At 66.4% G+C, this 12,859-nt stretch carries 8 protein-coding genes and 1 tRNA gene; 3 read left to right on the forward strand and 6 right to left on the reverse strand.

The window, feature by feature from the left end; genetic code table 11:
* The first annotated feature begins 61 nt into the window (after positions 1-61).
* A complete protein-coding gene (locus IB258_RS19805; RefSeq protein ID WP_192353091.1) occupies positions 62-3,445 on the forward strand; it encodes an ATP-binding protein in 3,384 nt (1,127 codons plus the stop codon).
* Positions 3,446-3,467: 22 nt separating this feature from the next.
* On the opposite strand, the gene IB258_RS19810 is transcribed toward IB258_RS19805, so the two are convergent.
* Both IB258_RS19810 and IB258_RS19815 read right to left on the reverse strand, forming a co-directional pair.
* Complete coding sequence (locus IB258_RS19810) at positions 3,468-4,994, reverse strand: sulfatase-like hydrolase/transferase (protein WP_054457698.1); 1,527 nt, start codon at positions 4,992-4,994, stop codon at positions 3,468-3,470.
* Positions 4,991-5,971: a tripartite tricarboxylate transporter substrate binding protein gene (locus tag IB258_RS19815; RefSeq protein WP_192353092.1), complete on the reverse strand. Its 981-nt coding sequence runs from the start codon at positions 5,969-5,971 to the stop codon at positions 4,991-4,993. Before IB258_RS19815 ends, IB258_RS19810 begins: the two co-directional genes overlap by 4 nt.
* A gap of 124 nt (positions 5,972-6,095) precedes the next feature.
* Between IB258_RS19815 and IB258_RS19820 the strand changes: the two genes are divergently transcribed.
* Positions 6,096-7,061, forward strand: coding sequence for a LysR family transcriptional regulator (locus tag IB258_RS19820; protein WP_175213049.1), 966 nt, complete (start codon positions 6,096-6,098; stop codon positions 7,059-7,061).
* Between the two features lie 39 nt (positions 7,062-7,100).
* On the opposite strand, the gene IB258_RS19825 is transcribed toward IB258_RS19820, so the two are convergent.
* The 4 genes from IB258_RS19825 to IB258_RS19840 all read right to left on the reverse strand — a co-directional run bounded on the left by IB258_RS19825 (position 7,101) and on the right by IB258_RS19840 (position 11,962).
* On the reverse strand, positions 7,101-9,239 hold the full coding sequence (locus IB258_RS19825; protein ID WP_192353093.1) for a LamG-like jellyroll fold domain-containing protein: 2,139 nt from the start codon (positions 9,237-9,239) through the stop codon (positions 7,101-7,103).
* Positions 9,240-9,399: 160 nt separating this feature from the next.
* A tRNA-Pro gene (locus tag IB258_RS19830) sits at positions 9,400-9,476 on the reverse strand.
* Between the two features lie 161 nt (positions 9,477-9,637).
* Positions 9,638-10,603 (reverse strand): octaprenyl diphosphate synthase, encoded by a 966-nt coding sequence (ispB, locus tag IB258_RS19835; RefSeq protein WP_192353094.1) that lies wholly within the window; start codon positions 10,601-10,603, stop codon positions 9,638-9,640.
* Between the two features lie 195 nt (positions 10,604-10,798).
* Positions 10,799-11,962: a fumarylacetoacetate hydrolase family protein gene (locus IB258_RS19840; protein WP_054457703.1), complete on the reverse strand. Its 1,164-nt coding sequence runs from the start codon at positions 11,960-11,962 to the stop codon at positions 10,799-10,801.
* 104 nt (positions 11,963-12,066) lie between these two features.
* Here IB258_RS19840 and IB258_RS19845 point away from each other — a divergent pair, with 104 nt between their 5' ends.
* Entirely contained in the window at positions 12,067-12,825 is a 759-nt protein-coding gene (locus IB258_RS19845) for an IclR family transcriptional regulator (RefSeq protein WP_192353095.1), read from the forward strand.
* Positions 12,826-12,859: the final 34 nt, after the last annotated feature.

The following is a 12,859-nucleotide window of genomic DNA, read 5'->3' on the forward strand; positions in this document are numbered from 1 at the left end:
CGCAGCGCCCGCCTATCCGAGACGGCATGCCGGCGCCGCCTGACACCCATCCTCCCGCGCCTTGATTCGACTACGCCACCGCCTGAGCCCCTCGCGGCTCGACACCGTGACGCGCTTTCGCCGCTATCAGCGCTGGCAGAGCCTGGGCGGCGGCGTGCTGATCACGGTCGCGGTGCTGCTGACCTTCGCCCTGGAAGCCAAGACCACCGCCGAAAAATATCTGGAGTACGTGCGCCAATCGTTCGTGGCCGAACACGCCGTGCTCATGAAGGAAATCTATACGCGCGAGAACGCCTTCCGCATCAGCCTGGCAAGCGCGGAGCTGATGTGGCGAGAAGCGGCGCCCTTTGACGCGGCCCAGATCGCAAAGTACCGCAGCCGGGGCGAAGAACTGCTGGTGGAGGCCGACGAGGATTCCCGCTCTCAATGGATATTGGGTTCGGGCGGCGGCCGGGTGACGAACGCTGCGACAGGAAAGTTCTTCAATCTGGCCGAGCAGATCGGACGCGTTCCCTCAGGCGGGCCCGCGGCCCATGACAACTCGCTGGCCTCGTTCTTCTTTGGGGTCAATGGCAGCATCGCCGGCCTGGTCCCTGCCCCCGAAGCAGCGGTCCGCCAGAGGATCCTGGCGGACCGCGACCGCTACCTCGCCCTGCTGACCGGCGAAGTCAGCCGGCGCATGCTGATCGCGACCGATGCCGGCACCGACACATGGCGCTCCTTGCGCTGGATCCCTCCCGTCGCTAATCCGATCACGGGCAAGCAGGTCTTCCGCATCGGTGGAACCATACTGGACAAGGGCGTGCCGGTCGCCGTGCTGGTGACGGAGTATTCCCCCCTGCAACCCGGCGCCTCGCAGGCGGCAAACCTGCAGGCGGGCGACTTCGCCATCATGTCCGCCAGCGGCCAACTCATCGCTGCGTCGCCGGGCGGCGGTGTCGGCGACGCGCAGGAAACCGCTCCGGCCGCCGACCTCGCCGATATCCCTGCCGGAACGCGCCAGGAAAGAACGCGCTCTGGCCAGTTCTCGATTTCAGAAGGATTGGGCCCGACGGGCTGGGTGCTGGTCTTCACGCTGGACTGGAGCAGCATCGTCAATGCCATCAGCGCACAGCTGACCACGCCCGCGACCATGACCGCAACCACGCTGGCGTTGATATGGGCGCTGCTGCTCTACTTCGAGCTGCGCGTGGTCCGGCCCTTGATGAACCGTTCCAGGCTGGCGCTGGAGAGCGAGCATCTCAACCGCACGCTCATCGAGACGGCTCCCGTGGGCCTGGGTCTGATCGACGCTGCCAGCGGCAGTCCGCTGTTGCACAGCCCGGCCATGGAGAAGATGACCGCGCGCGTGGGCGTGGGAAAATTCAGCCTTTCGGCAGAGCTGGCCAATCGTTATCGGCGGCGCGCCGGCACGGCCGCAGGCAGGCGCGATACGGATGTGGTGGAGGAAGACCTCTCGTTCGTTGCCTGCGATGGCACTCCCGTCACCTTGTCGGTCAGCATGGCAGGCGCGCGCTATCGCGGATCTAACGTGGTCGTGGCTGCGTTCATCGACGTCACCGAAAAATATCAGCTGGCCCACCGCCTGCGTGAAGCCAAGGCCGCCGCGGACCGCGGCAATGCCGCCAAGTCGGCCTTCCTGGCGGCGATGAGCCATGAAATACGCACGCCGCTGCACGCCATCCTGGGACACCTTGAGCTGCTCTCGCGCTCGCGCCTGGCGCCAATCCAGCGCAATCATCTCGAAACCGTGCGGGTGTCGTCGGGACTGCTGCTGGCCACGATCAGCGACGTGCTGGACTTCTCCAAGATCGAGGCCGGCGAACTGAGCCTGGAGCAGACGGAGTTCGACCTGCTCGAAGTCGCCTCGCACGCCCTATCCATGTTCGCGCCCCAGGCCCAGGCCAAAGGACTGGCCTTGCTCGGCGATCTGGGCGCTGCGCTCAGGCAGCCCATGCGAGGGGATGCCACCCGACTGGGACAAGTGATCCACAACCTGCTCTCCAATGCCATCAAATTCACCGACCACGGCAAGGTGGTGCTGCGTACCCGCACCGACGCGGCCCGCATCGCCGTCGAGGTGGAGGACACCGGCATGGGCATGACGGAAGAACAGACCCGGAGTGTCTTTCGCGCTTTCAGCCAGGCCGACGCGACCATAGGCCGGCGCTATGGCGGCACGGGCCTGGGGCTGACCCTGTGTTGCCGGTTGGTCGAGGCAATGGGCGGCTCCCTGTCCGTGCGCAGCGAACCTGGAAGCGGCAGCCTGTTCGCGTTCTCCTTGCCGCTGGGCATCGAGAACGCCGAGGCCGACAGGCCATGGTTCGCCGGCGAGCAGGTGTTGCTGCTGGCCGCGCGCGACAACTGCCGTCACGGCCTGGAAGCCGTCCTGCGAACCTGGGGACTGCGCGTCAACGCCCACCGCCATCCATCCGAACTGGACGAAGACTCGCTGGACGAAGCGACGGTCCTCATCATCTGGGGCGACAAGACGGACTGGCAGCCGGAGGACGAAGACAGGTTGCTGGACCAATCTTCATGGGTGATCGATTGCGGCATGCTTGGACCCGCCACGCCGCAGGACACGGGACGCAAGCTCAGCGTTTCGATGTACGGATTGCATGGCCTGGCCTCGGCCTTGCGGCATGTGCTGCAGGACGCGCCCCTGTCCACCGCGGCCCCCGCGCCCGCGCCGCGGCATTCGACCCGCTCGTTGCGGGTGCTGGTGGCCGAAGACAATGCCGCCAACCGCGGCCTGTTCGAAGAACAGTTCAAGCTGCTGGGCTGTGAAGTCGATCTGGCGGAGGGAGGTGCGCAGGCTTGCGCACTGCTGGCAGCGCACCGCTATGACGTGCTGGTCACCGATCTCGCGATGCCCGGCGTGGACGGCTACGCGCTGGCCCGACAGGCCCGATCCATGCGGCCGGACATGCCCGTCATCGCCGCCACGGCCTGCGTGACGAAACACGAGCGGCAGCGCTGCAATGAAGCCGGCATCGCGCGGGTGCTAACCAAACCTTTGCCGCTGGCCGAACTCGAACACGCCTTGCTGGACGTATGCGGGCAAGCCGGCCGCGGCCCGCAACAGGCCCCGGCAGCGGCCGATAACGGTCCGCAAGCCTTGACCGGTGGACGCGCCTTCCCCCCGGCGCTGCTGCGCACGCTGGAGCAATCTTGCGCGCAGTCCCTGGACACCATCAAACGCGCTGCCATCGACGAAGACAGCGGCAGCCTGCGCGGCGAACTGCACGCCTTGCGTGGCATGCTGGCCATTTTCCGCCTGCCCGCGCTGGCCGAACAGTGCGCTCAGCTCGATACCCGCCTGAACCAGCCAGGCGTGCGCGGGTCGGCGGACGCGGTGGCGCTCATCTGCGACGACGTGCTCGCCGCAGTGAAAAGCGCCCTGGCCAAGCCTGCCGGCCAACCGACCACCGAACAGGCTTGACCGTCCGGTTTGCGCCGCAAGTTCAAGCGATACCCGATGCCGGCACGCGCGCCGGCAACTGGTCCGCAGGCCGGGTTGCGAGCATGGCGGCCAGTTCCCGCCGTTTCGCGGCATGACCCGGATCGTCGAAGAGATTGTCCATCTCGTCCGGATCTTCGGCCAGGCAATACATCTCGCCCGCGCCGCTGCCCAGTTCGACGGTCAGCTTCCAGTCGCGCGTGCGCACCGTGCGCAGCTTCAGCTCCACGCCGCAGCGCGATGCCGCCACGTCCCATTCGCTCAAGGCGAACTCGCGGGTGGCATCCCCGCCTTCCAGCAACGGACGCAAGCTGCGGCCGTGTTGCGGCCCCAGGGCCGATGCGCCGGCGTAGTCGCAGAAGGTCGCAGCAAGATCCAGCGTGGAAACCGGGTCTTCCACCTTTCTCCCCGCCGCGATGCCGGGGCCGCTGGCCACCATGGCCACGCGCAGCAGGCCTTCATACGGCATGGGCCCCTTGAGCATCAGCCCGTGGTCGCCCAGCCATTCGCCATGATCCGAGGTGAAGATGACGATGGTGTCCTGATCCAGCCCGTACTCGCTCAGCGCCTTCATGATGCGCCCCACCTGATGGTCCACCAGCGAGATCATGCCGTAGTAGTTGGCGATGATCCGGCGCAGCGCCTCGTCTGATTGGGTCGGCATGCGCGAAAAATTCTGCCGTACCGCCTGCACTTCGGCATTGCCCATGGGCTTGCTTTCCATGCTGGCCCTGTGCCACCAGGGCCGGCGATCGTAGTCGGTGACGCGATGGCGCGGCAGATCGACCTCGTCGGGATGATGCAGGCGCGACCAGGGTTCGGGGCAATCAAAAGGGTGATGGGGATCGGGAAACGAAGCCCACAGGCAGAACGGCTGATTGCGATGCTCGCGCAAATAATCGATGGTGCGATCGCCGATCCAGGCGGAGTTGTGCCAGGCCGCCGGCAAAGCGGAATGGAAGGTCTGCGGCGCGCCGCTGGCCGGGCCCAGGTCGGTCTCATACAGCTGGTTGCGCAGTTCGCCCAACCCGTCGCCGTAGTGCCAGCGCGAATGATTCAGGCCGCCGGGCAAAGGCGTGGGCAGCCAATAGTTATGGCCTTCCACCACCAGCTCCACATGCTTGAAGCCCATGTACGGCCCCGCCCAGCCCGGTCCCATGCCCGCCTCGCTGTACTGGCATTCGGGCCGTCCCGTGGCCTGGAAGGTGTGGTGCGTGGAGAAATGCGCCTTGCCGATGAAGCCCGTGTCGTAGCCGGCAGCGGCCAGGCTGCCGGCAAAGCCCGCCTCGCCGGTACGCAGGTCCAGGTCTATGCCGTTGTCGCAGACGCCATGCGTCAGCGGCAGCAGGCCGGTCAGCATGGAGGCGCGCGAAGGCTGGCAGACGACGTTGGGCGTGATGCAGGCCGCGAAATGCGTGCCAGTGCGCGCCAGCAGATCAATGTGCGGCGTCTTGACCCGGCGTCCCGCAAAGCCCAGGCAGTCGCCGCGATGCTGGTCGGTCGTGATGAGAAGAATGTTGGGGCGTTTCATTGCTGCTTGCTGGTGGCGGTCTTGATGTCGGAAAGCACGGGCGCGAGCACACGGATGTCATGGGCGATGCGTTCGTTCAAGCCCAGCCCGTCCTGGTCGCCCACGATCATGCCCTGGGCCTGCATCTTGTCCCGGACCTCGGGACTCTTCAGGACAGCGGCGACGGCGCGCTGCAAATCGGCCAGCACCGGAGCGGGCGTCTGCGCCGGCGCGAACAGGCCGAACCAGCTGTAGAACGTGAAGTCCTTCACTGCGTCCTTCACCATCGGCAGGTCGGGCGCGCCCGCGATGGGCGCGGCTCCCGCGTTGGCCAGCCCCTGCACCTTGCCGGCCTTGATCTGCGGCACGGCCGTGCTGGCGACGATGAACATCAGGTCGACCTGGCTGCCCATCACGCCGACAAAGCCCTGGGGCGCGGCCTTGTACGGCACGTGCTTGAGCGAGATGCCAGCGGCATGCTCGAACAACGCCATCGCCAGATGATGGGTGGAACCCGGACCGCCGCTGGCGTAGGTAATGGAGTCGGGCCGGGCGCGCGCCTGCTCCAGCAGTTCACGCAAGGACTTGAACGGCGCCGTGGGCGCCGCCACCAACACGTACTGCAGGGTCGCCAGCGTCGCGACGGGCGCGAAGTCCTGGGCACGATACGGCACGTCCTGCATCAGGTAAGGCACCGCCGTGAACGAGGCGTCCGGCCCCAGCAGCAGCGTGTAGCCGTCGGGCTTGGCGCGTGCCACCGCCTGGGAACCGATGACGCCGGCGCCACCGGCGCGGTTTTCCACGATGACCGGAACGTTCCATTGTTTGGACATTTCCGCAGCGACCAGACGCCCGACCACATCGGCCGCGCCGCCGGGCACCGAGGGCACGACCAGCGTGACGGGGCGGTCCGGATAAGCCGCGACGGCCGCCTGGGGAACGGCCAGAGGTACGGCCAGACTCAGGGCGGCCAGGGCGCCGCGCACAAGTTTCAGCATGATTGTCTCCATCCCGCGGCTCGCCTCATTCGCGGGCGGCTCGCTGGCAATCATCATCGACCAGCCCATCATTCCAGTCCAATGATATATTTTTCACTTTCCATATCAGAGTTGATATGTGGAGATGAACCCTCCCGACACCATCGCTCCCCTGCAGCAAGACTGGTATCTGCGTGGCCGGCTGCGCCTGCGCCACCTGCAACTCATGCTATTGCTGGACGAAGTCCACAACGTCGGCGTGGCGGCGCAACGCATGGCCACCACCCAGCCAGCGGTGTCGCGCATGCTCGCGGAACTGGAGGACATGCTGGGCGCCCGGCTGTTCGACCGGACCCCGAAGGGCACCTTCCCCACGCCCCATGGCGACTCCCTGATCCGTCACGCCCGCTGGGTGCTGGGTGACCTGGAACGCATGAGCGGCGAATGGTCCGCCGCGCCCGGCCTCGACGCGGAAACCATCCATGTCGGCGTCAACTCGGCGGCGGCGGCTTACCTGGTGCCGCGCGCGCTGCTGCGTTTCGAGCAACAGGCGGCCAATGTCAATGTGCTGGTGCGCGAGGGTTCACTGGAAGCGCTGATGCCAGACCTGCACACCCGCAAGCTGGACCTGCTGGTGGCGCGCATGGGCGCCGCCGTGCGCACGCCCGATACCCTGACGCAAGTGCTGTACGAAGAGCCGATGTGCGTATGCGCGCGCAGCGGACATCCGCTGGCGGACGTGGCCCAGGTCTCCTGGGCGCAACTGGCGGCCTATCCGTGGATCATGCCGCCGCGCGGCAGCCCGGCGCGCATCGGCCTGGACATGCTGCTGCAGCGTCACGGCCAGTACCCGCCGTCGCGCATCGAATCGGCCTCGGCCCTGAACAATATGATGCTGATGGCCAGCAGCGACCTGCTGTCGCTGCTGCCCCGTTGCGTCGCACGCCACCCGGCCGGCAGCGGCGGCGTTGCCGTTCTGGATATCGAGCTGCCTCCCGTATTCGGCCCGCTGGGCATCGTGCGGCACCACAGCCTGGATTTGTCGCCGCGGATGCGGGATTTGATCGAGTGCCTGCGGGCCGAGGCGGCTGACGCGGCGGCGCCACGCTGAACATATGCGGGACGCGTCGCGCGCGTCCCGCATGACGCGCTAGCTCGCGCGGCGCGCGGTCAGCCATTGCGCGGGCTTGAGCGCCTTATCCACGATGCGTATCTCGCCGATGCTGCCGAAGAAGCCGTCGGCGCGTTCGCCGTCCCACGAACCCGCTCCGATCACCCAGGGCATGTCGGCGGCCAGCGTCGCCAGGCCCGGCGCATTGCAGACGTTGCGCAATACCGGCGCGCCCTCGATGTACAGAATGGTCTCGTGCGTGTCGGCGTCGTTGACCACCGCGACGTGGAACCATTTGTCCGCGATGATCTCGCCCGACCAGTTGGTCTTGCCGCCACGCTCACCCGCCACGACCGGCACGATTTCCCACTGGATCTCGCGCAAGCTGGACACGGCGAAGATCAAGGGCGGGGATTCCGGGTCGCCGCCATTGAACCCGGCCAGATCGCCGCGCTTGCCGTCGCGCGTCATCACGTTCATCCAGGCGTGCTTCTGCGCGCTCCAGTCCCGGTCGATCTTCAGGAACGCCTCGACCGTGTAGCCGTTCGGCACCGTGGCGCCGTTGATCGCGGCAGTGGCTTCGGTGGTGAAGTAACTCATGCGCGCAGTGTTCTTATCGGTGTTCAGGAACCGCACTGAACCGGGCGCGGCGGACAGGTAATGGTGATCGTCCGACCACAGCAGGTCGCCTTCCTGCGCGCCCGCCACGCCGTCTATGTTGAGCGCCGCGCGGCGGATCGGATTCAGGCCGGTCAGATCCGCGACGGTCTCGCCCACCTTGACGGACAGGCCGGCCTGCCCGCCGAAGAAGCGCCAGTGCGCCAGCGTCCCCGCCACCAGCGGGTAGTCGTTGACGTCCGCGGCCGGCTTCTGTTCGACGGTCGTGGGATCCGTGTAGTTGGCCAGGATCAGCGCCGAGGCCTGTTCGACCAGCGAGGTATGCGAGGGCGCCGCCGCCTTGAACGTCTTGTTGAAGCCGGAGAAGCGGCTGGCGAAGTCCATCTTGATGGTGAACTGCTCGTTGGGCGCGGTCAGCACCGCCTGGTCAAATGCATTGAGCGTGTCCTTGGGCTTCTGCGGCACCCAGGGCGAGAAAGACAGCACGCGGATCTCGTTGTTGCCCAGATCGAATTCGTACAGACGCATCAGGCCGTTGCCGCCCTGGTAGGCCATCTGGTAATCCACCACCATCTCCTCCACCGCGTTGCCATAGGCGTTGGTCTTGGTCAGGCGGGTGGCGCCATGGTAGTGGCCGTTGAGCGTCATGAAGATCTGATCGTTGTCGCGGATCAACTTGTCCCACAGCATCTTGCCGTAGGGCACTTCCAGCGGACTGACGCCATCCTTGTCGATGTTCAGCAGCTGGTGGTTGATCAGAATGGCGGGCAGCGTGGGATTGGCGCGCAGCACCTGGTTGGCCCAGGCCAGCGCGTCATTCGATGCGCGCCAGGACAGCGACAGCACCAGGAACTTCTGCCCTTCGGCCTCGAACATGTGGTACTCGTGAAAGCCGCTGGCATCGCGGCCGCCGAAGGTGGCCTGCTGCTTGGCGCGCGTGACGCTGAAATGCTGCAGGTAGGGTTCCTTGGCCAGGTCGCGCTGCGCGTCGGTATTGGCCGACTGGCTGCTCTCGTCGACATAGTCGCGGTCGACGATCACGTCGTGGTTGCCCGCCAGGATCGAGTACGGCACCTTGGCGTCTTCCAGCACCTTCATCGCGGCGCTGGCCACCTTCCACTGGTCGGGCTTGCCCTGCTGGTCGACCACATCGCCCAGATGGACCAGGAAGGGAATGTTGAGCGCCTTGGCGTGCTCGGCCACCCAGCGCGTCTGCGCCTGGTAGGGCTCGCTGCCGTACTTGCGCATGAACTGCTGGTTCTCGGCGTCGGTCGCGTAGCGAGAATAGAACTGCGTATCCGGCAGCACCGCCAGCGCAAAGCTCGACACCAGGGCCGGCTGAGGCTTGCCCGTGCCGCCATCGCCGTCATCATCATCGTCATCGTCGCCGCCGCCATTGCAGCCGCTGAGCAGGAAACTTCCGCCCATGGGCAACAGCGTCACGCCCAAGCCGGCGCGCAGCAGGCTGCGCCGCCGGTTGTCGGGCGCCTGCGGCAAGGCATCCGCCGCCTGCTCCACGATCTGCGTATCACCCTGGCCGTGCTTGCTGTCCTTCGTCATCTCTGCTGCCTGTTCGAAAAAGGCGGGAGTCTAGAGACGCGGAATGACGGCGGGATGACTGAATCCGACACGCAAATGCAAAAAAGCCGGCAACGCTTGCGCGATACCGGCTTTCAGCCAAAGGCGTCGGGAAACACCTTCATGAATTCGACCACATGAGTGGTCGGGGCGAGAGGATTCGAACCTCCGACTCCTGCGTCCCGAACGCAGTACTCTACCAGGCTGAGCTACGCCCCGAGTCTTAGTACAACTCTTACTACTACTACTGACTTCGCTGCGCTCAGTGCAACCAAATCATCTTTCGCTTTCACTATCAACCGCCACGTTTCAGGCCACCGGGCTTTCCCATCCGGGTTTTCCCAACACCTGGGTTGCCCCAGATTTTTCGCCTAATTCGCTTAGCGATCTCTGTTCACCGCGAAAGCGCAGAATTCTAACAGAGATTTTTGAAAAGGGGAAATGGGGTAAGCAGAAAGTGCTTTTCGGGCCAGATCCGCTTCGGCCACGGCGGCCTGGCGGGCGTGTTCCAGGGCATCGGTAGCCTGGATGGCGGCGGCCACGGCGGCGAAGTCGGCGTCGCCGGTCTTGATGGCGTCGCGGATCAATTGCTGCTGTTCCGGCGTGCCCACTTCCATCACGCGGATCAGCGGCAGCGTGGGCTTGCCCTCGCGCAGGTCGTCGCCCACGTTCTTGCCCAGGGCGGCGGCGTCGCCGCTGTAGTCCAGCACGTCATCCACCAACTGGAAGGCGGTGCCCACGTGGCGGCCATAGGCGGCCGCGGCGGCTTCCTGCTCGGGGGTGGCGCCCGCCAGCACGGCGCCCACCTGGGCGGCGGCCTCGAACAGCTTGGCGGTCTTGTAGCGCACCACTTGCAGATAGCGTTCCTGCGAGACGTCCGGATCATGCACGTTCAGCAGCTGCAGCACCTCGCCCTCGGCGATCACGGTGGTGGCTTCGGACAGGATGCTCATGACGCGCATCGAGTTCGCTTCCACCATCATCTCGAAGGAGCGCGAATACAGGTAGTCGCCCACCAGCACGCTGGCGGCGTTACCGAAGACCGCGTTGGCGGTTTCACGCCCGCGGCGCAGGTCGGATTCGTCGACCACGTCGTCGTGCAGCAGGGTCGCGGTGTGGATGAACTCAACCACGGCGGCCAGCAACTGGTGGTGCGTGCCATCGTAGCCCAGCGCGCGCGCCACCATCAGTACCATGGCCGGGCGCATGCGCTTGCCGCCCGCGCCTATGATGTAGTCGCCGATCGTGCGGATCAGGACCACCTCGGAATTCAGCCGCTCGCGGATGACCGCGTCGACGGCTTTCATATCGTCTGCAATGGGGGCAACAAGCTCGGGGAGATTCAAGACGTATCCGGGAGAGTGAAACGAGCCGCGGCGTGAACGCGCGCCGGCTCTTACCGCTGGGCCCGCCGCAGACGGCGGGAGGATTCGACCAAGGATTATACGGGGAGTGACGGACGCGAGCCGTCATCCTGGCGGAATCGCCGGCAGGGGTGGCGCCCCGGAGCGCGCCCCTGCCCGGCGCCGTCCTGCGGCGGATCAGGCGCCTTGCCTCGGCAGGCCGCGCGCGGCCAAGCTGGCGTAAAGTGCGCGCACCCCGAAGGTCCAGGGCTCGATCTCGGTGGCCAGACGCACTTCGTTGACCAGCGCGCCCAGGCGCTCGGACGCGATCACGACGCGGTCGCCCAGCTTGTGGGTGAAGCCGGTGCCCGGGCCCATGCGGTCCTGGGTGGGCGAGAACATGGTGCCCAGGAACAGCATGAAGCCGTCCGGGTACTGATGATGCTTGCCGCAGGCCTGGCGCGCCAGGTCCAGCGGATCGCGGCTGATCTCGCGCATGTGGCTCACGCCGTCCAGCACGAAGCCGTCCAGGCCCTCGATGCGCAAGGACACATCGGCCTGGCGCACGCTGTCCAGGCTGAAGTCCCCGTCGAACAGGCGAATGAAGGGACCGATGGCGCAAGAGCCGTTGTTGTCCTTGGCCTTGGTCAGCAACAAGGCGCTGCGGCCTTCGATGTCGCGCAGGTTGACGTCGTTGCCCAACGTGGCGCCGACGACCTCGCCGCGACTGTCCACCGCCAGCACGATCTCGGGTTCGGGATTGTTCCAGCGGGATTCGGGCAGCACGCCGATATGCGCACCCGTCCCCACCGACGCCATGGGCGGCGCCTTGGAGAAAATCTCGGCGTCCGGGCCTATGCCGACCTCCAGGTATTGCGACCACTGGCCGCGCTCGGTCAGCTCGGCCTTCAGCTTGGCAGCTTCGGGCGAGCCCGGCCGCAGGCGGGACAAGTCCGAGCCAATCAGCGCCTGCATGCGGACACGGATTTCCTCGGCGCGGCTGGCATCGCCGCCGGCCTCTTCCTCGATCATGCGTTCCAGCAGGCTGATGGCGAAGGTGACGCCCGCCGCCTTGACGGGCTGCAAGTCGCAAGGCGCCAGCAGGCGCAAGCCCTCCCGGCCTGCCAGGCTGGCTGCCATCAGGGCATGCACATCGCCCAGCGACTCGCCGGCGGCGCTGGCGGCGAGCGCCACGCGGTCGGGACGGTCCAGCAGGTCCGCCATGGTGGACGCGGCCGCCGTGATGTCGATCACCTCGCCGCGGCGCACCGCCACGACGCTGGGACCATGCCCCGGCCTCCACACCCGCCCCACCAGCAACGCCTGTTCCAGATCGACGGGCAGCGCCTTTGCTTGGTCCATGAGTCTCCTCGCCTTGTTCGAATGATGTGTGGGGCAGTCTAGGAGACTTCCATTATCATGTCCAACATCATGAATTTATGTCCAATATGTTGGACAAATAGAGCATGGCAACCGTACACGACGTCCCCGCCATCCGCCGCACGCACGACATCCTGCAAGTGCTGGCCGGCCGCAACACGCCGGTCAAGGCATCCGAGCTGGCCGAATCCTGCCAGCTCGCCCGCAGCACCCTCTATCTGCTGCTGGATTGCCTGGAACAGCGCCGCTGGATCGAGCGCCGTGATGGCGGCTACGTCATCGGCATCGAACTGATGGCGCTGGGCCATGCCTATCTGCGCCAGGACGGGCTGCAGGCGGCGTTCCAGGCGGCCGCGGGCGCTTTCGTGGCGCGGCACAACGAAGTGGTGCAACTGGCGACGCTGGATGGCTTCGACGTGGTCTACCTGGCCCGCGAAGACGCGCGCCGCCCGGTGCGACTGGTGTCGGACCTGGGCCTGCGCCTGCCGGCGCACGCCTGCGCGCTGGGCAAGGCGTTGCTGGCCAGCCTGCCGCCCGAAGACCTGGCCGCCCGCGTGCCGGATACGCTGCCGCGCGTCACCGAGCGCAGCCTCGCCACCCGCGCCGCGCTCGATCAGGAACTGGCCCAGGTGCGCAGCACAGGCCTCGCGCAGGATCTGGAGGAAGTGGCGACAGGCCTGGTCTGCTATGCCGCCTACGTGGGCATGACGCCGCAGGGCAAGCGGGTGGCCGTCAGCACGTCGATCCCCACCGACCGGCTGGACGAGACGCACCGCCATGACGCCATTGCGGGCATCCGCCTCGTGGCACGGGACATCGCCCTGCGGGTGATCCCCGGCGCTTGAAGCGCGCATGCGACACCTAAGCCCTTAGCCTGCA

The sequence above is a fragment of the Achromobacter sp. ACM02 genome, assembly GCF_014851605.1.
In the GTDB taxonomy this organism is placed as follows: Bacteria; Pseudomonadota; Gammaproteobacteria; order Burkholderiales; family Burkholderiaceae_B; genus Achromobacter; species Achromobacter aegrifaciens.

Bases quoted from the DNA above. Each gene is read 5' to 3' on its own strand.
- IB258_RS19845 (WP_192353095.1), top strand. From the start codon at position 12,067: ATGGCAACCGTACACGACGTCCCCGCCATCCGCCGCACGCACGACATC.
- IB258_RS19810 (WP_054457698.1), bottom strand. From the start codon at position 4,994: ATGAAACGCCCCAACATTCTTCTCATCACGACCGACCAGCATCGCGGC.
- IB258_RS19820 (WP_175213049.1), top strand. From the start codon at position 6,096: ATGAACCCTCCCGACACCATCGCTCCCCTGCAGCAAGACTGGTATCTG.
- IB258_RS19840 (WP_054457703.1), bottom strand. From the start codon at position 11,962: ATGGACCAAGCAAAGGCGCTGCCCGTCGATCTGGAACAGGCGTTGCTG.
- IB258_RS19825 (WP_192353093.1), bottom strand. From the start codon at position 9,239: ATGACGAAGGACAGCAAGCACGGCCAGGGTGATACGCAGATCGTGGAG.
- IB258_RS19815 (WP_192353092.1), bottom strand. From the start codon at position 5,971: ATGCTGAAACTTGTGCGCGGCGCCCTGGCCGCCCTGAGTCTGGCCGTA.